Genomic DNA, 24,107 nt, shown 5'->3' with positions numbered 1-24,107 from the left:
GACAATACCCTTTCCTCCAAGGAGGATAACACTTTACTTATATTATGTCAAATTAAGAATATCTATAATTACAGCTATTCCATAAATCCTATGGATATTCTGTGTTTAGTTGAAGTATTAAAGTTCTTAAAATAAAAGAACATTTTACATAGTCACAATCTTCTATGTAAAATGTCCTTAAAACTCCACTGACATTCTTAATTAAATAATATTAAAATTGACAATAAAATCTCTCTAATATTTAAATCTATTTACATTCTAAACCTCTAACTTGTTCATCTGGTATTTTGAGATATCGTGAAAACAATTCAATTTCCAATTCATCGTTAAAGTCTTTGTCTATAGGTTGAAGCACACATTCTCGTAGTTTATAGCCATTGATTCCTATTTCTTCATCAGATTTATAAATAATCCCAATTGATGACGCACCTCCAATTGATGATTCATCATTATAGCTTATTGGTTTTGCTTCAAGATAATCTTTCATGTAAAAACATAGTTGAGTATTATCCTCTATTTCATATTTTATAACAGCTAAATTCTTACCCCTTGGACATATTCTTTCTAGTCCGTCCATAAAATTATTAAACATTCTTTCTCGAGTTTCCTTATCTTCAATTTTTTCAAATTGCTTTTGAACATCTTCATAAATATCATAGGAATAAATCTCATTTATAAAAAAGTAGTTCTCCTTACTAAGTTCTTTATCATAATAGACAATTTTGGTTCCTATATCCTGTTTGCCAAACTCTACTTTAAAAGAACGTTGTATCGGTATTTCTATCGTACTACTATCAATATGTAATACAACTGACATTTCTTGATTTTTATCTATATTAGGAGCAACTTCATCTTCCATTTGTTTACACTCCATAATAATAAGATTTTCTAATTCTATATCATCCCATTCTTTTGAAATCAAGCCCTGCTCAATAAAATGCTGTAATCTCATTATCCCTTCTGAATTCATATTATAAATGGAACTACTGCTGGAACTGCCAAAATTTACAATATTACCTTGTATTTCCATTTCCCCTATATGAAAATGTTTATCTCTATTACTAGTCTCAATATTATTCAACATTTCTTCCCTATTGGTTCTAAGCTCTTCTCTATCTTCACAATCAGATTCATCCCTAAAGTATTTCCCATTCTCATATATCATCCACAAACAATTTTTATCTTTTTCTATTGTAAAACTCAATAACAAAACATCTATTCCCTTAATATTTACACGCTGGTTAATAATATATTCTTCTATAGGAAGTAACATTTGTTGCCTTAGATATTTTAATATCATCTTATCTTCCGCCTCCATATCATTGAATACTCAATTTCTTTAGTATCTTGATTTTCTTTTTCTTGTTCTATTTTAAATCCATGCTTCTTATAAAAGTTTATTGCTCTCACATTTCTAGCATAAACATCTAATTTCAGAATCGGATAATATTCCTTGGATCTTTCAATCAGTTGGCTTCCTATTCCTTCTGACTGATATTCTTCTGAAACAAATAGTCCTGCAATATAAGATTTATCCATAATACCTATAAATCCTTTTACGTCACCCTCTTCTTCATAAATAAGAACATTAGATTCTGGTAGAATATTCTTTACAAAATTGTAATTTTCCTTCCAGTAATTTTGGGAAACAAAATCATGAGTTTTCATATTCTCTTCAAGCCAAATCCTCATTACCTTGTCTATTTTAGATATTTCTAATTCTTTTATCATTATTCTCACCCCTTATTTTAAATGCTTGCAATTCAATTACATTAATACTCATTTCATTTATTAAGATTTGTATTAGCTATCTTTTTATAACCTGCAATGTAAATAAATCATCTGCTTTATCTTTCATATATACATAAGCATCTTCTATACCTTGATTATATACATATGGCGCTAACTCTTCTATGAAAAAGTCTAGTAACAATTGAGATGCTAACTCCCCTAAATCCTCATCTCTTTCTTGGGAAAAATAATTTACTATATGATTTCTCATTTCTTCTTTATTTTCCTTACTAATTTTAATTCTAGTATTCAAATTATCAGCTCCTATGTAATAATATATTTAAAAACATATCATAATCTACTAATTTTCACATTTACCCTAATCATACGTCCCATGATTAACATAAATACAATATATATTAACTACTGTATAATATCAAGAAATATATAACAATCCTCCTTTTTAAGGAGGATTAAATTTATTTATTTTAATCTACAAATCTTTTTAGTTGGTTTACTTCAAACTTCCATTCAGGGGTTATTAATTTTTCCTCATCTTTTATAGAATACCATGGACTTATACTTTTATCCATAGGATTAATGAGTATTTGAGTCTGCTGTGCTGGCATCTATAGTTAAATATCTTGTTTCTATTGATAAACTCCGCACCATCAATAAACATGGATTTTGTTCTCCCCAAATCTCTTTGATTTCTTCTATAGGATAAAATCCTACTTTATTATAGAACTCTCTAGTCTTTTTATAATTCTTATCTGGATGAGTTTCTCCAAGGGTTTTTACCATTAAAAACTTATAATCATTTATCTGAGAGTAATCTACTGCTTTCTCAACTAAATATCTTCCTATTCCTCTATTATGATTTTCTTTTAAAATTCCCATAACGTATATTTCTGAGGTATATTTATTATTAATTTTCAAACTTAAAAATCCTATTGGTTTATCCTCATTAAAAACTGCATAAAAAATAGTGTCTTTTACTTTATCAACATATTCTCTTATGGACTCTTCTATCCCAAACCAATCTGGTAGTTGTCTAAGGACCGAATCAGTAATATTAGATTTTAAATCTGGTATATCTATTAATTTAATGAAATAATCTTTGTTATTATCTACCCCTTTAAAAAAATTATCTTTATCTTTTAAAACTTTGGTCATTGCTCTTCCCCCTGAAAATATTTCTCTTCACTCCACTTATCAAACTCACATCTTATAATCAATCATAATCCACCTCCAACTTAAATGCTTTTCTTGAAGAATATATTATTTAATATGAAAATCAAATCTATTAATACCTAAATTCTATATATTCTATGGAAATCCTTCTGTAATTTAAAAATTTTTATCTATTTTAATTCTGATGCCCTTATAACTAAAACAAGGCAGTATTTGTACTGCCTTGTTAATTAAAAAAGCTTAGTAATTATTATATTCTAGTAAATATCTTTTAAAAAAGGCTCTAAAGCCTTCTTCAATTTTTTGTTCTCTTTCACTTCTTTCTATATCAAAATAATATTTGCTGCTATTTTTCTCTACCGAAAGGGAGTCAAGGGGAAATCCCTGGTTTCTTCTTGGATGGGGTTTATCTATAATTATGAACTCATCAGATGATATCTCATTACCTTGGTATTCATATATATGTTCTTCATCTAATATAAGGCAGATTGCATTTTCATATCTGGCAAATACTTGTCCACCATTTTCCCTTGCAATACCCCCATAATATTTTATCATTTCCTCATCTGTTAACTCTTTCCCATTTACTCTTCTTACATATACTCCTGGCTGCTGCTCTTTATTCAATCCCTTTATATATAAACCAGAATCACAGGAAAAAACTGGCATCTTTGTTTTCTTATAATATTCCAATGCCTTTATTCTAGCATTTTCCAATGGGTTATTTCCTGTTTCATCTATATAATTATTTTCAGTATTAATTGAATCCAATCCTATTATTTCTATATCTAAAGCTTTCAGTGTTTTCCTCATACTTTCAAGCTTTGCCAAATTAGTTGTTCCATATAATATTTTCATTACACACCTCTTATATTTAATTCCCTAATTCTTTCTTCTCATCTCATAAAATTAATATACTTTATTAATTTCATCTAATCTTCTAAACAATTCTCTATATTTATCTAATCTTTCCTTGTCCTCCACCTTTACTCCTGAATTATAAAAATTAATATTTCCATTACCCTCATTTAAAGCACTCATATTTTCTAAAATTCTTTTTAAATTTTTTACTGTACCAAAGTTCCCATCAATTATATCTGTATCTGCTGGAAGTATTTTTCTAAATATATCCTTATAAAAAGAAAAATGAGTACAGCCTAAAACAATAGTTTCGTATTTATCTAAATCATATTTAAATAATTCTTTTTCAAGATAAGGTCGTACTTCTTCTTCCTTAAACTCAAAGCTTTCTGCAAATTCAACTAATCCTGGAAGTGGCAATAAATCAACTATATGATCATTATCTAATCTAGTAATAAGATTTTGAAGTTTCTCTTCCCTTAAAGTCAAAGCTGTTGCTGTTACTAAAACTCGTTTATCTAAATTTTGTTTTTTTTCAACAGCAGGTTTTACAGCAGGTTCCATGCCAATAATTGGAATACTATATTTAGCTCTCAATTCCTCAATTGCTACACTTGTCGCAGTATTACAAGCAATAACTACTGCCTTGACTCCTTGTTTGATTATAAACTCTATAGCATTGAATATATATCTTTTTACTTCTTCCTTTGGTTTTGGTCCATAAGGAACATTTAGTGTATCTGCATAATATATATAATCCTCATTAGGTAATATTTTTAATGTATCATATAATACAGTAACTCCTCCGATACCCGAATCAAAAAAACCTATTTGCATCTTATCCCTCCACTAATAAATTTACTTATATGCAAGTCTTACATATCATTATTTCATTATACTACAAAATAATTAACTTATGATAAAAATCCCCTAAGAAGCTTTCTTATAATATTGTTTCTAAAATATTCCATTACTAAGGATATATATCATTATGGCGATAATCTTTGTTTCTTATGCAAATCTATTATCAAATCTTCATTAATAAACGTTCACTATATTAAGTTAAATTTCTTTTACAAATAAATATTATTATTTTAATTCTCTTAAAAATAGAGTAATGAGAAGTGAAACTACCCTCATTACTCTATATCATTAATTGATTTAGTCCATTATTATCCGATTTCTTCCTGTATTCTTTGCATCATACAGTCTCTTATCTGCTTTATAAATTAAACTCTCTATTGATAAACTATCTTTATCAATTTCCGATATATCACATATTCCACAACTAAATGTAATTTTTATTTCGTTATCTTCATAGTCAAAAGTAGAGTTTCTCATTTTTTCTAGTATTCTTTTAATTATTTTTGCTGAGGTTCTCTTTCTAACACCCTGTAAAATTATAATAAATTCTTCCCCTCCATATCTTCCTGCTATATCATAAACTCTAATACTGGAGGTAATGATTTCCGAAAATTCCTTTAATATAAAATCTCCAGCTTGATGCCCATAGGTATCATTTATATCCTTGAAGAAATCCATATCAATTATTGCCAGGGAAAATTCTTCTCCATTCCTTTTAAATATTTCTATACATTGTCTCAATCGTTCAAATACATATCCTCTATTATATAAATTGGTTAAATTATCTCTTATTGAAGTTTGTTTTAACTTTTCTTCTAAATATTTTCTACGAGAAATATCCTGTCTAACTCCTAAAAAATTTACTATTTCCCCTTTCTCATCAGTTATAGGTGTAATCCTAACTTCCTCATAATAAATAGTACCATCTTTCTTTTTATTAATGAGATCTCCTTTCCAATCCTGTCCCCTAGTTATAGTTTCCCACATATCCTTAAATATTTCATCTGGTACTAATCCACTTTTAAGAATTCTTGGGTTTTCTCCCATAATTTCTTCTAAAGAGTAACCTGTTACTTGTTCAAATGCTGGATTGCAATATTGAATATTACCATATATATCTGTCATTATAATGGATACAGCTGATTGATCAATAGCTACAATGAGCCTTGATTTTTCCTCATCTTTTAAAAAATCAATATTACCTTTTTCCACCACACTATCTCCCCTAAATAAATGGTATTCCAACTATTCTAAATATAACCAATTTTCCAATTTATAATAAGTCAATTTTCTATTCTGCCAATATTAATCCTCTATTATAGGCATCTTCAATCATATTTTGAACAAAATCCCATAATTCATCTGAGGACTCCTTAACTGGTGCTATTCTCTTGTAAATATCTTCTTTAGCCACATTAAACTTTCTCCAAGTCCCCCCATTATTATGGTAATTATTCAACATTGGTTGAAGTCTATCCATAGATGCTGCGAATAATGCTTCGGGAGTTTTCATTTCTTCAAACTCATCCCATAGTTCCCTTAGTTCTCTGCCCTTGTCTTCATCTAACATGCCAAATATCTTCTCTGCTGCCAGTTCTTCTCTTTCTTTTTTATCTTCATTTCCCACCTTATCATAGCAAAATGTATCTCCAGCAAATATTTCTACTAAATCATGAGTAAGCAGCATCTTAATTACTTTACATATATCTATTTTCTCATTACAATACTCGCCTAAAACCATTGCCATCACAGATATATGCCAAGAATGTTCAGCATCATCTTCCCTTTTTTCCTCACCAATTATACTTGTCTGCCTTAAAATGGACTTCATCTTATCTAACTCTACAATAAATTTTATATCTTTTAATAATCTTTCATTTTTCATATTCTTATCTCCTATTATTTAGTTCATTTTTTATCTTCATGATTGAATTAATTATCACAGCTATTATAGGCCCTAGCATAATACCTATGGGTCCAAGTATCATAGCCCCTAATATAGTCGCAATAAATGTATAAAGCGGTCTAACTCCAATTTCTTTTCCTACTATTTTAGGTTCTATAAATTGTCTTAAAATAACTAAGATAACATAAAGAATTGCTAGATTTAATCCTAAATCTTTATTTCCCATAATAAAGCTAATTATAGACCAAGGTATCATTACAATACCTGCCCCCAATACAGGAATAACATCTAATATAGATATTCCCCCTGATATTAATATAGGATGGGGAACATTTATAAGTGCTAGGCCAATATTAAGAATTATAAAGGTTATAAACATTAATGTAATTTGAGCTTTTATATATCCTTTGATACCTTTGCCAGTATCATCAATTACTCGTTTTAAAAAATCTTTTTTATCATTCATATTTCTTCTCCTTAATTTACCAACCTCATAATTCCATTATATGAAATTATATCATAGTCATTCAGTTAGTAAATAAAAAATATCTAAAATATATATTGAATTTTATTATTTCTCACATTCCTATTTAATATGAATAAAATATAATGCAAATAAATTCTTCAATAAATAATCTATTATTACTTTTATCATGTTATTGTATTACAGATCTATTGAAACAAATATAGGTTAACTTGCTTTTAGAAAATTATAACTTTCCATCTCAGATTGATTTATTAGAGATACATTCAAATAAAATTATATTCAGTACTATATATTAATCTTTAAATAAAAAAGAATCTACGTATTTTTAATTTCCTTCACTTTTAAAAATAATTCAATAACATATAATGGCAACTTATATAAGAATATTTTAACCTTAAAATTAAGAAACTATATTACTGAGATATAAATTTTATTTTGCATGTGGAGGTTTCTATGGATAAATTTAAGTTAACTATTCTACCTATTAGTTTAGCAATATTATTATCAACAACAGCTTATTCCGCTGATAATAGCTTTAACTATGTAAGTTCTAGTAAAAGCATTCTCAATACTAATAAAAGTCCTGAACTTATGATTAATAAAAGAGACAATCGATATGATATTCCAGAAATTTCGGGACAAGTAAATAATATGCCTTGGAGAAATGATGCTGATTTTTTAAAGGCAAAGGAAAAATATAATACTCCTATTCTTATAGCTGGATTTTGTGCTGTATTAAATAATCCCCTACCAGGTGAAGGATATAATGTTAATCTAGCCAGCCAAAAAGTCAGAGGTCAAGTAATTAAGCCTTTAAAAACATTTTCTCAGAATTCTGCCATAGGTCCTTATACTAAATCTAAAGGTTTTAAAGAAGGTGCTTCATATATAGGCGGTAATATTATAATGACTGAAGGTGGAGGAGTGTGTAAAGTTGCCACAACTCTCTATAATCTAGCAGCGTTGTCTAATTTTGAAATAATAGAAAGGCATAATCATTCAATGCCAGTTAATTATGTACCTTATGGTCAAGATGCAACTGTTGCTTATGGTGTAAAAGATTTGATATTTAAAAATACCACTGAAGATTCAATATTGATTTGGGCAGAAATGATTGACAATAGATTGTATATGGGGTTTTATGGTGTTGAGAAGCCTCTTAAAATAGAATGGAATCATGAAATAAAAAATATTACTAAACCATCTACAAAATATATTAAAAATGAAAATCTAAATCCTGGAGAAACAAAAATTGTACTGAATGGAATGGATGGGGCAACAGTTAAATCCACCATTACAATATTTTATGATGATGACCATTATATAATAAAAAACATGGGAATTAGTAATTATCAACCTTTACCAAAAGTAATAGAAACCAATTAACTTTAAGGAGGATTTTACATGAAAGAAGATAAGAGAAGTTTAAATACTAAAACTGAATCTAAATCAAAAACAGGTTCATATAAAAATCATAAAGATCCTGATTTTGGATATTCACCTACAGATATATACTACAATACAGAAAAAAAGATGTCTGATTCAGGAGTTTCAATACCAACATATGATGCTGTAATAAAAGCAAAAGAATGGGTAGATGATATAAATAAAAAATAATATACCTCTTATTTTTTATGATAATTTCTATATATTATGACATACTAATTCTATAGATATATGAAAGGATGATTGTATGGAAAATCCAAGAGCTATGGATGAAATACTCAATCAAGCTAAGAAAATAGAAGAAAATAATTTTTCTAATATGGAACATTTCACAAGTATTAGTATGCTGCTTAATTCTAATGATTTAGGCAATACGAAGGACAAAGAACTATCTAAAAAATTTGACAGACTAAATAAACAAATGGAAGATATAAACAAACTCACTTCTGATTTATTAAATGATTTAGCAAGTAGACATAACTAAAGTGATGGAAAACCATCACTTTAATTTTTTATTAAGAATTATAGTTTTTATAGAAATCTATTCTCTCTTCTAATGTAGGATGGGTATGATACCATATCTTAAAAATCTCACTTGGTCTAGGTAACCCTAAGCTTTCCTTATATAATTTTTCCATACCAGATATAGCTGATTCTCTATCTTCAGTAAGAATTATTTCATAAGCATCTGCTTCAATTTCCATTTTCCTTGAAGAATAGTTTGCAATTGGTGAACCTATAAATGAATAAAAATTGAGTACCAAAATTAACAATGGCACTGCAGCTATATCATAAAGTTTTCTGATTCCAAATACTCCATTAGATAAATTAAGTATCCATGTAGATGTAATATAAACTAAAAACAATAATAAAATTGTACCTATACTACTAAAAATAATGTTTTTCCAAATATGTCCCTTTACATAATGACCTATTTCATGAGCAGTTATACTAAGAACCTCTTTTTCCTCTAGATTATTAATAGTTGTGTCCCAAAGAACTATTCTCTTTGAATGAAATATACCAGTCATATATGCATTCATAGTTTTAGTATCCTTACTCTTATCAACCTTATATATCTTTGCATTTTGTATATCTGCCTTATCAAGAAGTTTTGTTATTTCCTTTCCTAGCCTTTCATTTTCTATGGATGTATATTTATTAAATATAGGGTCTATAACGAAAGGAGAAATAAATACCATAAATATAATAAATGGTATAATTAAAAATGATAATTGAAGCCACCAGATCTTAGGATTTCTATAGATAATGTAAAAAGGAATGAATATAAAAAATGAAATAATTAAATCATTTATTATAAAGCTCTTTAATGTGACTTCAATCCATCTTATAAATGTCTGGTTAGATAATCCATATTTATGTTTTAAATAGAAGGAGCTATAATAATCCAAAGGAAGATTTACTAAAAATATTATTGTAAAAAAAACAATGCCATATAATAATCCCGTAAGAAACAATGATTTATTACTCTCTACTAAATATCTTATTCTATAAGATAACCTAGATGTAAGAAATAATAAAGGTATAATAAATTGAAGGAACAATCTAATAGCCCATACCTTTAGACTATCCTTCCTAAAATTATAGACATCTTCATGTAAGTCTGGATATTCAGATCTTATTTTATTCATATTCATATATTCACTAACCACAACTACTGTAACAAAAACCAATAGAAACACAAAAAATAAAATAATCGCCAACTTTAGTTTGCCATTCACAATATCACCCCTATTTATAACTTTCTCTCTAATATTATTATTCTAACTAATACTAGTTTATGATTTCTTAATTATTAACCTCATTATTACACTGAAACCATCTACCCTCAAATCGCCATCCCCCTTATTTACTATTAAATTAGATTTTTTAATAAACAAGATCCCTCTATACCTTTTTTCACTAGGTTAAAACTTTAATAAATATAGATTCATAATACCATCATTTCATAGTATGACCAGTTCTGTAACTTATATATATTTTTTTTACTGCCTTTAACTATATAAATTTATTGCTATATCCTTTAATTCCATTAGTTTATTCTACTCTAGCATAAGATATATGAACTAAATACTCTATGTCTTTCAGTCCAAAAATACTTTTCTTCTATATTGAATTTTAAAATTCATAATATTCATTCCTTTATATGGTATAATATTAGGTAAAATATAACTAATTATATATTCTCTTTAATAATATTTCAAAATCAAATAATTATCAAGCTTATGGAAGGGTATATATTAGAAAATTAATAGGAGGGAATACTTCATGAAGAAAAAGTCTATTCTTTTTATTAGTGTATTGATTTTACTATTTATTTTTTCTTTTAGTTATTTTAAAAAACAGCCAGTTGAAGTATATTTAAATAATGAAATTAATTTCTCTAGTAAAATAAATGGAAATAGATTTCAAGTACTAAAAGATGGACAGTGGCAAGATATAATTATTAAAGGTGTAAATATCGGAATTACAATACCAGGTAAATGGCCTGAGGAAGCTGGAATATCTAAAGAAGAATATTCTAGATGGTTTAATTATATTGGTGAAATGAATGCTAATGCTGTTCGTACATATACTATTCATCCCCCAGAATTTTATACAGAATTAAAAAAGTATAATGATAAACACGAAAATAAAATTTATTTATTTCAAGGAGTTTGGATGGATGAAGAACCGCTAAAAGAATCTTTAGATGCATTTAAGTTAGATAATATCCTCCCTTTTAAAGAAGAGATAAGTCAAGTCATAGATGTAATTCATGGAAATGCTACTTTAACAGAAAGATTTGGGCATTCAACTGTAGATTATACTGCAGATGTATCTCCTTATGTAATTGGATGGATTCTTGGAATAGAATGGTATCCATATATGGTAAATAATATGAATACTACTAGATTAGATAAAGGAGATTATGATGGAGATTTTGTATATACAGAAGATGCAAATCCCTTTGAAATTTGGTTAGCTGATATAATGGATTATACTCTCTCCTATGAAATGGAAAAATATAAATGGCAAAGACCTATTAGCTTTACAAATTGGACAAGTACAGATATATTGAAACAGCCATATGAGCCTATTGAACAAGAAAACATAGCAAATATTAATCCAAATGTAATAAAACTTAGAAATATAGAAACTGGATATTTTGCTTCTTATCATACATATCCTTATTATCCGGATTTCTTAAACTTTGATCCAAAGTATACTAAACATATAGATTATAGGGGTAAGGCAAATAATTATAATGGATATTTACAAGACCTTATTAAGGCTCATGAAATACCTGTTTTAATTGCAGAGTTTGGCATTCCTAGTTCTAGAGGGATGTCCCATGTAAATATCCATGGCTGGAATCAAGGTTTTATATCAGAGGAAGAGCAAGGAAATATAGCAGCGAATCTGTTTGAAGATATTGTCCATGAAGGTTACTTAGGTGGAATTGTTTTTTCTTGGCAGGATGAATGGTTTAAAGAATCTTGGAATACAATGGATTTTGATAATCTTCATAGAAGGTCATATTGGTCAAATGCACAAAGCTGTGAACAACAATTTGGTCTTTTAAGTTTTGATAGATATAAGGTTAAAATTGATGGAGATAAGAAAGATTGGAAAAACAATAAGACCAAACCTATATACACTTCTGATAAAAAAAATACTGATAAAATTAAAAATGTCTATATGGATCACGATGAAAAATATATTTATTTTGCCATAGAATACAAGGATTTAAGAAATACTTCCCTAGATACACTGATTTTCTTAGATACAAATCCTGAACAGGGTAATACGACAAATCCTTATAATGAAAATATATTAACAGAAAATGGCATAGATTTTATAATTAATATTAATGATAGTGGTGATTCAAGAGTTGTAGTAGATAGCTATTACGATTCCCATTATTATCAATACGGAAAAGTATTGAAGATGTTACCAGACACCCCTTCCTTTGAAAATAAGAATAGTGGCTTATATAATCCTATAAAATTAGCTTTAAATAAGGAAATAACTATACCAAAGGCAAAACAAAAAATACCATTTAATGATTATGAAACTGGTTTATTAAAACATGGTAATGGAAATCCAGAATCAGAAAACTATGACTCTCTTGCAGATTATTATATAAATAAAAAAGATAATTTTATTGAAATAAAAATTCCTTGGCTTCTTTTAGGATTTACAGACCCTAGTACTAAAGAGATTCTAGGAGATATGTATATAGACGGACTAAACTCAAGAAAAAATGTTGAGGGCGTTAAAGTATCTATAGTTGCATTTGACCCTAACAGACCTGAAAGTTTCGATTCTTTCCCTAGAATAAATGAAGGAAAGATATTGAATAACGATACTTATCTATATACATGGGATGAATGGAATGAACCTATTATAGAGGAAAGACTTAAAAAGTCATATTATATATTAAAAAATAAATTTAGTGAATATTAAAAAGGTGGACAACTCCACCTTTTTAGTATATTTAAATGTCTATTTTCTTTTCTATTAAATATCCTGTGGCTAAAAATGCACCTAACCCCATTATTATCATTGATAAAACACCAAATATATTTATATATGCATCAAAATTATTGCCAAATAATATTAGTTGTTGCTTAGTAATACCAGTTAGAGTCGGAAAGAAATTTAACTCATAAGAATGTAATATCTTAAAGTTTTCCAAACTCATATAGTATGGAAATACGTTAATTACTTTAAAAGTAAAATATCCTGCTAAAGAATTTAATATTAAAAATATAATAAACCATAATCCGCCAATTTTTTTATTTTTTATGCTTACACGACTTAATGTCATTGAAAAATATATTAAAATTAAAGTTAATATAGCCGATACTAATGACACTATTCCTATGGAGAATACCCCTAAATTTACAGTGTTTATTATTTGTTTAATAATGTTTATCCAATCAGAACCATATAATATCATAGCGAGCAATAAATTATATAATACTATTGAAATTCCCAAAGCTAAAAACCAGATTACAGCCACTATTAATTTCGCTCCAAGGATTTTATTACCTGTAAGAGGAAGAGTAAAAGTTAAATATCCCCTATCTTCATATAATTCTTTTCTAAAAGAGCCTATAATTTGGAAAAATGCTGTTAAAAATGCTCCAAATATAACCAATATAGATACAAGTAGCATAAGTGTAGCAAAACCATTAATACTATTTGATGCATCATATCTTGATATATTAATTTGGATAATAGTTGATGCAATTAATACTATAGCTATTATACCTAATATAAATTTATAGCTTCCCTTTATTTCATACTTCATATATTTTCTCATTGTATCCCTCCTATTCTCCAAATATTTCTTTGTAGAGGTCATCTATTTGCATACCTCTTTCTTCTCTTAAAGTTTCTGCATTACCAGTTAAATAAATTTCTCCTTCTCTTATGAAAACTACATCATCAAAGATATTTTCCATATCCCTTACTAGATGGGTAGTAATAAGCATTGTACTATTCTCATTATAATTTTTTATTATTGCATCAAGGATTTGGTCCCTAGCCACTGGATCTACTCCTGCAATTGGTTCATCTAATATATATACCTTAGCATTTCTTGATAAAACTAATGTAAGATTTAATTTTTCTGTCATTCCTTTAGACAGAGAATTAATTTTCATCTTTCTATCTAATTTCATAAAATCTAATAATTCATAGGCTTTATTTTCATCAAAGTCTTTATAAAAGTCTTTATAAAAATTTACTGCATCTTGTATATCCATCCAATTATATAAGAAATTTCTATCTGGCAAATACGATACTATAGATTTTGTAATTGCCCCTGGTTTATTTCCATCTATTAATATCTCTCCATTTGATTCTCTAAGTATACCAGTAATAATCTTTATCATAGTAGTCTTTCCACTTCCATTAGGTCCAAGTATTCCAATTACCTTTCCCTTTTCTATGTCTAAGGATATATTATTTAATGCTCTTTTATTACGATAAGATTTAGTAAGTCCTTTAATTTCTATAATATTCTCCATTACTTTACCTCCTTTGCATTCTCGTTAATCAATTCTATAATCTCTTCCGAAGTGAACCCCAAAGATTTCATGTCTATGATAAAAGATTTAACTACATTTGATGCCATATTTTTCTTTAAATCCTTTATTATCTCCTTATCCTCTACAACAAATGTACCCGTGCCTCTTTGTGTAAATACTAAATCTTCTCTTTCAAGCTCTTGATATGACCTTTGTATAGTATTTGGATTAACCTTAAGTTCTGTAGACAGTTCTCTTACTGATGGCAATTTTTCTCCCTCCTTTAATTCCCCTATAACAATCCTCTTCTTTATTAAATTCATAATCTGAATATAAATTGGCAGATTATCATGGAATATCATTTACCTCACCTCGCTTATTACTAGTGTATTAACTATATAGTACACCAGTGTTCTATATCTGTCAAGATAACATTTAATAATTTTCAAAAAAAGAATAAGCCAACTGGCTTATTCTTTTCTTTTTAGACCTATTACTCTAGATTTTGAGTCATACATGAAATTTGCTAACTTCCTTTGATTTAATATCCATAAGAATATTACATATGGAACAAAAATCATAGTAAGCTGTGGTATTTGAGCCATCAGTATAAAATCAAATATTCCATGCATAATAAGTGGCATATACAATGATTTTCTCATATTCATTCTTCTTCTATCTAAATTTGTATCAAATTTGGCTAAAGATAGATAATATCCCATGGTTATACCAAAAACAGCATGGGCGGGAACTGAAAATACTCCTCTATATAATCCAATGAAAGGATTGTTAGTATATCTGTATGCTACGTAGATTACATTTTCTACAGTTGCAAAACCCATTGTGGCAAATACTGAATACACTATACCATCTAGTTTTTCGTTGAAAAATTTTGTTTTATAAGGGTATTTTAGTACAACTAACCTTTTAAAAAATTCTTCTGTAAATCCTGCAACAAAAAATGCATTATAAAAAGCACCTAATACACCAGGAAATATATTAAATCTAATTAAAAATTCTTCAACTATAACTGAAGGAATCACAGTTAATGCTCCTAAAATATAGGTAAATAACAAAACCTTTAGAGGTTCTCTATCATGTCTATCAGATAAATATATACCTGTGATTATGATTGCCGCAGGTATTATAGCTATAATGAAAAGTCTAAGTTCCAAAAAACTACCTCCTTATGTCTTTTCTTATAGTTTCCCAAAAATATAAAAAAATAAACCCTAATGACATTAGGGTCTATAAAACTCTATGGTTTTTCCTTCTGATTCATATCTTTTTTTCATATAAGATTGAATCAATATTAAAAGTCCTAATGATATAAAAATATCTCCTATACTTATTACTTTGGGAAAAGGATATGGTTTTGGAATTGGTATTATATCCCCTAAAAAAACCAATTTTGTAAATTCATCAGCTAAAGTATGAGTCATTATTCTTCCTTCATCTAGTAATGCTAACTGAGTATATAAATTGGAATGTTTAAGTGCATCTATTGCAACTGGCATTCTTCCGTTATTTAAAGAAAGAGGCAAAAAATTTAAAATAGCTCCAAATAAAGTGACTCTAAATCCTCTTTCATAAAAGTTCATACTTAAACCAATGATTAATAATAAATAAATGAATATATGTATATATAAAAAATTATTTTCTATAATATCATTTAAACCTCCACTGGTTCTGGAAACTATTAACAAAGATATAATTTCTACTGAGAAAGCTGCAACAAATAAATACCATCCATTTATATATAAGTTACCAATATTTTTTATCTTTCCACCTATTAATTTCCCTAGCAGTAAAGATAAAAGCATAGTTTCAATTACCATAATAAAACACTCCCTTTATCAATTGATAGCCATAGTCCACTTACGTAATTAACAATTGATAATTAATAACAAAACGCTGCTTATTTAATTATACTAATTTTTGAATAGATTTCAAGTTTATTAAATTAAAAACAGAAAGCTAGACACCCTTGGCATCTAGCATTTATTTTAAATATTAATATTCTATGAATATCTCTTTCTTAGCACCACAAAGTGGACATTTGTCTTCTTCTCCTGTTAATGTTATATATCCGCAAATTGGACATAGTTCTATAACATTTGCTTCTAAGTCTTTACCTGCATCTACTGCTTCCTTAGCTTTAGTAAAAAGCTCTGCATGAACCTTCTCTGCTTCAATAGCAAATTTCATAGCTGATAAAGCTGTTTTTTCTCTTTGCATCTCTGCTACTGCTATATAAGCTGGATACATTTGGTTTACCTCATGTAATTCCCCATTGATTGCTCCTTGAAGATTCTCTGAAGTAGTACTAAGTCCAAATCCTGCTCCAGATGCTACTAGGAAATCTCCTGAAACATCTTTTAATGCTTTAAAATGTAAAGTAGCATGAACTTCTTCTGCATCTGATGTAGCTCTAAATAATCTAGCTACTGTTGGAAATCCATCCTTTTTTGCCTTATCTCCCCATATTCTATATCTCATATGGGCTTGAGATTCACCACCAAATGCCGATCTTAAATTTTCTGCAGTCATTGCGTTCATCAAAATTCCCCCTTTATATTTTTCATTATACATACTCCAAACAATATATAGAATATGCATCTTTCTTCATATATATATCCATTTTTTATGAGATTAACCATAAAAATATATGAAAACTAGTATCTCCTTTATATTTAATCATTATCTTTCAATGTGTTCAATACATCTTCTAAAAAATCCTTTATATTTAATTTATTATAAGCCTCTATTGTCTTATCTATTGTTTCATAGGGCCAATCGTCATTTGCTATATAAGGAACAGTAAGAATTATATGATAAACTTTCCCATTTCCCTTTACATTTTTATATAAGCCATTTAATTTATTATCTGAATTCCTATATATAGGATAATATATCTCATCACCAATGGCAACTTCCTTAGAATCTATATCATTATCTTGATAATACGAATAATGAGTTATATTACTTTCGCTTTGATTCTCTTCTTCCATTATTAGAACAATACCAATACCTTCAGAAAACCATTTATCCATTCTATCTTTAGGATCAAGACCATATATTAAATTTAACATTTCAATATTTTCTATTTTACTTTCTATTCTATAAACTTCATCTAATTTTGGATTAGATACATAATCCTCTGAATTATCAGATGCACTCAATAAAATTAGTTTATGTTCTCCTAACTTTTCAGGAAATAAAAAACTAGGATATAAACTATAAAAATCTTCAATCCTTCTACCTTTATAAATGCTTATATCTGGAAATACTGAACCATAAAAAAAATCTGTATCCTTTCTAATTAATTTTTCTTTTCCGTCTATTTCTATATATTTATATTCGTTAAGATTTAATTTGTTCCGTTCCTCTGATATTCTATCAGATTCCCATTCATACATAGCAGATGTATTATCTCCTATAGGCAAAAAAGTTTCCTCAGAATTATTTATTATAAATTCAGCTACACTATGAGCTAACTTCTCTAAATATTCTATATCTACTTTGTCCACATCGTCCTCTAAAGTATGAATTATATCCTCACATCCCTCTTGAGACAACCCTATTGCAGATATTCCATTATTTATAAACTCCATATGGTCACTACTTCCTTTTATTAATTCTTTGTCTGTAGATATATCAGAATCATATTCCCTTAGATGTGCAGAAATTCTTTTTATAAGTGGGCTATCATCTTCTCCGTCTATTAGTAATTTCCCTCCGCCTTTAACTCCTACACTGTCTATATTTATATTATATATATTTTCATACATCATTTTTATATCTTTTACAAATGGAATACTTCCTTGAAAACCAGAGTCTTCTCCATTAAATGCACAAAATACTATATCCTGTTCAAACTTTTCTTTTTCAGAATGTTTCTTTAATCTTTCTGCCGCATTTAACAATACGGATACCCCTGTGCCATTATCTATGGCACCTTTCCATATCATATCTCCATTATTCCCGACGTGATCAAAATGTGCTGTTATTACTATGGCATTTTTTCTATTATTACCTGGTATTATTCCCACTATATTGTTTTGAGGAAATTCTTCTTCTACTACTTCTACTTCAAATTTAATCTCTATTTCCTCTACTCCCTTGTCCTTTATCTTATTATAAACTTGAGGACTTATTTGCACCATAGACATCCCACCAGTATAAAGTCTTGGTGCTCCCCTTCTAAAACTTTCCATAGGAAATATTGCCCCTTTAGGTTCTTTCTCCAATTCTAATATATCACTTCTTTCTTCTAATAATATAAATTTGTTTTCTATATCCTTATCTTTATAATCTAATGTTAGCTTCCCTTTAAAATCAATATTGATCAAATCATTTTCTAAAAAATCTTCCCCATATTTACATTGTAATATTTCTCCATCTGTGAGTTTAATAATCATTTTATAATCTTCTTTTTTAGTTTTCCATCCTATATGATTATATTGAAAAAAATAGCTATCTTTATAATGCTCTAATCCTAAATTTTGAAAAATATCTTTTATATATTCCTCTGCTTTTCTATTTCCTTCTGTACCAGGCAGTCGTCCACTACATTCTTCTGATGTTAAAAACTCTAAAATATCCTTTATGAATATCTGCTGAGATGACTGTAAAGTTTGTGTAGTAGTACATCCAGTTAAAAATAACCCTACCAGTATAAAAAATGAAATCAACTTCTTAATTTTTTTATTAAACATCTTTTCTCCCCCTGTTCATATAAATGTTCTTAATAAAAACTAATGATTGGATATTGATATCCAATCATTAGTTTTGTATTATCTTCTTTCATGTACATCTATTTCTTTATAAATAATTTGAGGATGTAAGTAAATATATTTTAAAATACATTTACTTACATTATAATGTACCAACTTGTGGAATTATTGTCAACTATCTTTCCGACTTATTAGAATATTTTATTTATTATATACAATTTATAGTTTTTATTAATATTCTATATAAATAAACTATATTAGAATCATCTGCTGAATTAAGCATTGTTGCCACTCCTCTAGTTTCTACACCATCTAGAAGTTCTTCCTTTATTTATTTCCAATTTCTTCACCAGTATTTTCACCAAATAAATCTTTTAAAATCTCTCCTGCTGATTTATCTTTATATCCATCTGGATCTAATAAACCCGTTTCATTGAGATTCCAGGAGAATTTACCTGCATTAGCATTTGAAAGAGAGGTGTAGCTGCTATAGGTTTTAAAAACTGCTGGATATCTATGGCTCCATGCTGGATAATAGCATTCCATATATTTTTTAGCAAGTTTATAAGCGTGACAGTCTTCATTTTCTCCTATACCACTGAGCTGTACACCACCTCCAGGATTACCACTCCTACTATCAGATGGTGTAGAATGCAGAATAACCAAACTTCCATCATCACATACTCCTAGGCAAATGCATACATGCCCATTTATACTAAATATATCTCCTGCTTTAAAGCTTGAACTATTAAATTCACGAGTCCAAGTACCATATCCATAGTCTTCAGCAAAAGTCCTTGCCATCTTTGTTGAACTCATAACATAACCATCTTTACTGTTTTGTGTATTCATTACATTGTATAATGCCCAACCCACATATCCTGAGCAGTCCATACCTGCATAGTAATATTCGTTATATCCCTTATGCGGATAATAACTTTCAGCAAAATTATCGTTATTTCTATAGGTATAAGTATGGTCCTTTGATTGGAAGAAATCCATCCATGTATGAAATAGTCCAATACTTGTTGCTTGGTTACTTGAGCCTAAGTCTTGCCAATCCCAACTGCCGCCGTAAATATATAGAACTGTCCCAACAGGTTCCATAGCAGTAGCAAGAAAATTTTTAAGTGTCCGCTGACCAGGTACTCCACTAATTGGTGCTTCATATGGATCTGATATGAATGTAATATAAATAGCATCGGCTGGATTACCATATACCTTTACTGACCTACCAGTTTCTAAAGATACGGTTTTAACTTCTGCTCCTCCTGCCTTAGTAAGGATCTCATAAACTTTTGTATCCTCAGTAATATTAACATCGTTTCCGCTCACTGTTATGGAACTTAATCCTATAGATTGAACAGTTCCTATTACATCAGGTTCAGCAGCATTAATACCTATGATTGTATTACTTTCAACAGTTAAATCAAATATATATCCTTCAGCTAAAACATTATTAATTGCGTAGCCATTTACATTAGATACTCTATAAATAACTTCTTCTCCATCTACACTAAATCGATACTGGAAATTATCCTTATTGCCAGCTTCAGCAATACCATATCCAACAACTCCAAGATAGACTGCATTGGAAATTTGTATAGCTGTTTTTGATGCAAAACTAGGCATAACTAGCGACATAAATATAGATAACATTAAGAAAATGGATATCAATCCCTTTTTCATTTCTATTCCCCCTCATTAGTATTGTTTGTGTTTTTATAAAAAGTCCCTTATCTGCTTTCAGGTAAGGGACTTATATTTATTTATAAAATTACAATCATCAAGCCAACAATTTCATTATATATCCACATAGCAGCCCTAAAATATTTCCAGCCGCTGCTCCTAAAACTCCCATCAAAACACCTATGCCAGCATAACTTCCATCATATGCAGCAGCTACTATAGGTGCAGAAGCTGCTCCACCAATATTTGCAAGGGAAGCAGTGGATACCATACAAAGGTCAAAATGAAATGCTTTTGAAATAATAACCATCAAAACGATATGAACAATAAGTACAACTAAACCAGCCAATAGCCAAAGTGGTGCACTCATTAGATCGTTCAGGCCTGCACGAGATGCAAGTAATGAAATAACTACGTAAAGATACATAGTTGATAATTCCTCTGCACCTCCAATTTTCCCAAGGGGAGATAAAGCTGCAATAAGCCCGACAAATGTAACTATAAGTACAGTCCATGTTGAAGCACTAATTCCTGTAATTTCATTGAGCCAACCTCCAGCATTCTGGCTTAATGCAGAGACCATAAAAGACAGACCTAAAAGAATTGTAAGACTAGCACCGTCAACCTTATGTTTCTCAGATTCATCATCACTTGACATTACTGAAACCTTCTCCAAGCTTGATATGTTGGCTTTACAGAATTTGTTCCATCTTTCTGCATAAGGAACAGCAATAAGTAAAACAGCAATCCAGACTGAATAAAAAATCGTATCAACAATAAGTGCACAAGCATAATCACCTTCTGGAACTTCAAATGCCAGCTGCATAGCAGCCATATTACCTGATCCGCCAATCCATGATGCACAAAGGGCGCCAAATGCTCTCCATGATTCTGCACCAAGGGCACCTTTAAATATTATAAAAGTAACAATAAATCCTAACACAATAGTTAATGCACAACTAAAGAAAATGGTAAGAATCCTTGGTCCCAGTTTAACCATTCTACGTACATCACAACGTAATAACATAACAAAGATCATACCATATAACATATTGTTCTTTACAGCAGAGTATGCAGCTGAAGTAGCTGATATATCCCATAGATTAAAAGTACAGAAAAGCATGTTGAACAAATACACCATTACAATGGGAGGAACATAATCAAAGATTTTCCAGTTGGTAATCTTTTTTATTCCTACAAGAATAGCTGCAAAGAAAACTAAAAATGCAATATAAGTAAAGCCATTGGTAATCATTGTATCTCTCCTTTTCATAATTTTTATTTTATAAATTAACCTACTGCGTTAATTTATAATTAATCAATATAGGAATACTTTCTCTGTAAGAAAGTATTCACTACTCCTATAAATTTAATTAACACAATAAATTATTTTATTAAAATTTTAATCTAAATATCTTATGCCATTAATCTTCTTAATTCCAAGACCAGGATCATCATTTAAAGTAATTTTATATTCATCAAAAATTGCTCCTCCCTCTACAGGATCTTCACTGCAAAGTACAGGACCATCTAAATCTATTTTTGTTATTATACTTTTTGCCGCTGCTAAATGTACTGCTGCATTTACACTAACTTTCGCTTCTAACATACAGCCTATCATACATTCTACTCCATATATTTCTGCTATAGAACATATTTTAAGAGCATTATGGATGCCACCTGTTTTCATTAGCTTAATATTTACAAAATCAGCTGCTCTTTTTTGAAGTATGGTTAATGCATTTTGAGGAGAAAATACGCTTTCATCTGCTAAAACAGGTATAGATACATTGTCAGTTACGAATTTCAAACCATCAATATCACTTGCTTCTACAGGTTGTTCAACAAATTCAATATCTAACCCTGCATCTTCCATCTTTCTAAGAGCTTGAACAGCCTCTTTTGGCTTCCATCCTTGATTTGCATCTATTCTAAGTTTTACATCATATCCTACAGCCTTTCTTATGGCCTTCATTCTTTCCAAATCCATTAAAGAATCTTTTCCAACTTTAATTTTCAATGTTGTGAATCCTCTTTTAATAGCATCTATACTATCACTTGCCATTTCCTCTGGAGAATTAACACTTATAGTAATATCAGTTATTATTTCTTTTCTATAACCTCCTAGAATTTTATAAAGAGGAGCATTATATAATTGACCGTATAAATCATAAAGTGCTATATCTATTGCCGCTTTAGCACTTGTATTATTCAAAACACATTTATTTAATTTCAGCATTATATCTTCAAAGTTTTCCAAATCCATACCAACTATGCTTTTCTTTATATGGTCTTGGATTGCTCCAACTATTGCTCCTTTAGTGTCTCCAGTTATAACACCCGTTGGAGGAGCTTCTCCAAATCCAATATTACCTGTATCCGTATGAATTTCAACCATTATATCTTCAACACTGTTTACAGTTCTCAATGCTGTTTTAAAAGGTGTTTTAAGCGGTACTGAAATCTCTCCTATTCTAATATCTGTAATTTTCATTTTCATTCCTCCATTAAATTAATATTTAATAAGATTTATATGCAATATCCTTATGTTCTTGAATTTTTTCAAATATAGTACGTATAAATAGTAAAAATCATTATTTATACGTTTTTTATTAAATCACTAATTCTTCCTTTAGTTATCTAAAAATCAAGTCTAGCCCTAATAGTAGATCCCTCCTTTCAATTAATATATTATCTCTTCTTTCTCTAGTAAGCTTTCATGCTTTATAATTAGTTAGTTAATAGCAGATTTTGATTATTCTTGGAATTAAATTATCACCTTTATAAATTTAAGTACAAAAAAACCCGCAAAAAACACATATTATATCTTGTTTTTGCTGGCTATCGTTTATTCTGATATAGTTTTTCATATGTTTTGTAATAACACTTATTAGTTTCTTCAATATACTTGTTATATTTACTTATATACATGATCTTACTCAAGATGCTCCTAATTAACCTAATTTTATATTACCGAATTAAAGCACGAAAACTTTTCATATACATTATATATCAAATAAAAAATTGTTTCAATGATTTTAAATACTATTTGTAAAATAAAAATACTCATATCTAAAGTAAATATGAGTATTCTTATATTTAACCTGAATTATTCATGGTGATATAAAAATGAAATTTCTATCACCAAAACC

The 24,107-nt window shown here is 28.7% G+C and carries 25 protein-coding genes; 4 read left to right on the top strand and 21 right to left on the bottom strand.

The annotated features are described in order from the left end of the window. Positions 1–247: 247 nt before the first annotated feature. From ABWP20_RS02235 to ABWP20_RS02190, 10 genes are all read right to left on the bottom strand, one after another. Entirely contained in the window at positions 248–1,300 is a 1,053-nt protein-coding gene (locus tag ABWP20_RS02235; protein WP_353093302.1) for a hypothetical protein, read from the bottom strand. Beyond that, positions 1,297–1,731: an N-acetyltransferase gene (locus tag ABWP20_RS02230; RefSeq protein WP_353093300.1), complete on the bottom strand. Its 435-nt coding sequence runs from the start codon at positions 1,729–1,731 to the stop codon at positions 1,297–1,299. Before ABWP20_RS02230 ends, ABWP20_RS02235 begins: the two co-directional genes overlap by 4 nt. A gap of 76 nt (positions 1,732–1,807) precedes the next feature. Then, positions 1,808–2,044 (bottom strand): DUF2164 domain-containing protein, encoded by a 237-nt coding sequence (locus tag ABWP20_RS02225; RefSeq protein WP_353093298.1) that lies wholly within the window; start codon positions 2,042–2,044, stop codon positions 1,808–1,810. A 175-nt stretch (positions 2,045–2,219) separates the two neighbouring features. After that, complete coding sequence (locus tag ABWP20_RS02220) at positions 2,220–2,324, bottom strand: hypothetical protein (RefSeq protein ID WP_353093296.1); 105 nt, start codon at positions 2,322–2,324, stop codon at positions 2,220–2,222. 4 nt (positions 2,325–2,328) lie between these two features. Further along, on the bottom strand, positions 2,329–2,907 hold the full coding sequence (locus ABWP20_RS02215) for a GNAT family N-acetyltransferase (protein ID WP_353093294.1): 579 nt from the start codon (positions 2,905–2,907) through the stop codon (positions 2,329–2,331). 258 nt (positions 2,908–3,165) lie between these two features. Beyond that, entirely contained in the window at positions 3,166–3,783 is a 618-nt protein-coding gene (locus ABWP20_RS02210; RefSeq protein WP_353093292.1) for a non-canonical purine NTP pyrophosphatase, read from the bottom strand. 51 nt (positions 3,784–3,834) lie between these two features. Then, a complete protein-coding gene (gene murI, locus ABWP20_RS02205) occupies positions 3,835–4,623 on the bottom strand; it encodes a glutamate racemase (protein WP_353093290.1) in 789 nt (262 codons plus the stop codon). A gap of 324 nt (positions 4,624–4,947) precedes the next feature. Then, complete coding sequence (locus ABWP20_RS02200) at positions 4,948–5,862, bottom strand: diguanylate cyclase (RefSeq protein ID WP_353093288.1); 915 nt, start codon at positions 5,860–5,862, stop codon at positions 4,948–4,950. A gap of 79 nt (positions 5,863–5,941) precedes the next feature. Next, on the bottom strand, positions 5,942–6,535 hold the full coding sequence (locus tag ABWP20_RS02195; protein WP_353093286.1) for an HD domain-containing protein: 594 nt from the start codon (positions 6,533–6,535) through the stop codon (positions 5,942–5,944). Positions 6,536–6,539: 4 nt separating this feature from the next. Then, complete coding sequence (locus ABWP20_RS02190) at positions 6,540–7,022, bottom strand: AI-2E family transporter (protein ID WP_353093284.1); 483 nt, start codon at positions 7,020–7,022, stop codon at positions 6,540–6,542. A 474-nt stretch (positions 7,023–7,496) separates the two neighbouring features. On the opposite strand from ABWP20_RS02190, the gene ABWP20_RS02185 reads away from it, so the two are divergent. The 3 genes from ABWP20_RS02185 to ABWP20_RS02175 all read left to right on the top strand — a co-directional run bounded on the left by ABWP20_RS02185 (position 7,497) and on the right by ABWP20_RS02175 (position 8,973). Further along, positions 7,497–8,429: a VanW family protein gene (locus ABWP20_RS02185; protein WP_353093283.1), complete on the top strand. Its 933-nt coding sequence runs from the start codon at positions 7,497–7,499 to the stop codon at positions 8,427–8,429. Positions 8,430–8,447: 18 nt separating this feature from the next. Next, positions 8,448–8,660, top strand: a complete 213-nt coding sequence (locus tag ABWP20_RS02180; protein ID WP_353093281.1) for a CDIF630_02480 family spore surface protein — start codon at positions 8,448–8,450, stop codon at positions 8,658–8,660. A 76-nt stretch (positions 8,661–8,736) separates the two neighbouring features. Further along, the gene (locus ABWP20_RS02175) at positions 8,737–8,973 is read left to right on the top strand and encodes a hypothetical protein (protein WP_353093279.1); all 237 of its coding nucleotides are present in this window, start codon (positions 8,737–8,739) and stop codon (positions 8,971–8,973) included. A 31-nt stretch (positions 8,974–9,004) separates the two neighbouring features. Here ABWP20_RS02175 and ABWP20_RS02170 read toward each other — a convergent pair whose 3' ends face one another. Beyond that, entirely contained in the window at positions 9,005–10,231 is a 1,227-nt protein-coding gene (locus tag ABWP20_RS02170; RefSeq protein WP_353093277.1) for a M48 family metallopeptidase, read from the bottom strand. 547 nt (positions 10,232–10,778) lie between these two features. On the opposite strand from ABWP20_RS02170, the gene ABWP20_RS02165 reads away from it, so the two are divergent. Next, entirely contained in the window at positions 10,779–12,959 is a 2,181-nt protein-coding gene (locus tag ABWP20_RS02165; protein WP_353093275.1) for a hypothetical protein, read from the top strand. Between the two features lie 31 nt (positions 12,960–12,990). Here ABWP20_RS02165 and ABWP20_RS02160 read toward each other — a convergent pair whose 3' ends face one another. The 10 genes from ABWP20_RS02160 to ABWP20_RS02115 form a co-directional block, all read right to left on the bottom strand. Next, entirely contained in the window at positions 12,991–13,821 is an 831-nt protein-coding gene (locus ABWP20_RS02160) for a hypothetical protein (RefSeq protein WP_353093274.1), read from the bottom strand. Positions 13,822–13,831: 10 nt separating this feature from the next. Next, positions 13,832–14,530 (bottom strand): ABC transporter ATP-binding protein, encoded by a 699-nt coding sequence (locus ABWP20_RS02155; RefSeq protein ID WP_353093272.1) that lies wholly within the window; start codon positions 14,528–14,530, stop codon positions 13,832–13,834. Beyond that, a complete protein-coding gene (locus ABWP20_RS02150; RefSeq protein WP_353093601.1) occupies positions 14,530–14,853 on the bottom strand; it encodes a GntR family transcriptional regulator in 324 nt (107 codons plus the stop codon). The genes ABWP20_RS02155 and ABWP20_RS02150 overlap by 1 nt, the downstream gene beginning before the upstream one ends. Positions 14,854–15,000: 147 nt before the next feature. Continuing rightward, the gene (locus ABWP20_RS02145; RefSeq protein WP_353093270.1) at positions 15,001–15,705 is read right to left on the bottom strand and encodes a PrsW family intramembrane metalloprotease; all 705 of its coding nucleotides are present in this window, start codon (positions 15,703–15,705) and stop codon (positions 15,001–15,003) included. Between the two features lie 66 nt (positions 15,706–15,771). Further along, on the bottom strand, positions 15,772–16,368 hold the full coding sequence (locus tag ABWP20_RS02140; RefSeq protein ID WP_353093268.1) for a DUF5317 domain-containing protein: 597 nt from the start codon (positions 16,366–16,368) through the stop codon (positions 15,772–15,774). A gap of 175 nt (positions 16,369–16,543) precedes the next feature. Continuing rightward, on the bottom strand, positions 16,544–17,089 hold the full coding sequence (locus ABWP20_RS02135) for a rubrerythrin family protein (RefSeq protein ID WP_353093266.1): 546 nt from the start codon (positions 17,087–17,089) through the stop codon (positions 16,544–16,546). Between the two features lie 134 nt (positions 17,090–17,223). After that, a complete protein-coding gene (locus ABWP20_RS02130) occupies positions 17,224–19,248 on the bottom strand; it encodes a M28 family metallopeptidase (protein ID WP_353093264.1) in 2,025 nt (674 codons plus the stop codon). A gap of 345 nt (positions 19,249–19,593) precedes the next feature. After that, on the bottom strand, positions 19,594–20,955 hold the full coding sequence (locus ABWP20_RS02125; protein ID WP_353093262.1) for a copper amine oxidase N-terminal domain-containing protein: 1,362 nt from the start codon (positions 20,953–20,955) through the stop codon (positions 19,594–19,596). A gap of 97 nt (positions 20,956–21,052) precedes the next feature. Beyond that, a complete protein-coding gene (locus ABWP20_RS02120; RefSeq protein ID WP_353093260.1) occupies positions 21,053–22,210 on the bottom strand; it encodes a DUF819 family protein in 1,158 nt (385 codons plus the stop codon). A 147-nt stretch (positions 22,211–22,357) separates the two neighbouring features. Then, complete coding sequence (locus ABWP20_RS02115) at positions 22,358–23,449, bottom strand: dipeptide epimerase (protein WP_353093258.1); 1,092 nt, start codon at positions 23,447–23,449, stop codon at positions 22,358–22,360. Positions 23,450–24,107 lie beyond the last annotated feature (658 nt).

Origin of the sequence: Tissierella praeacuta (assembly GCF_040396155.1) — a bacterium.
GTDB lineage: Bacteria > Bacillota > Clostridia > Tissierellales > Tissierellaceae > Tissierella > Tissierella praeacuta_A.
This window is presented reverse-complemented; position numbering and strand designations above follow the sequence as displayed.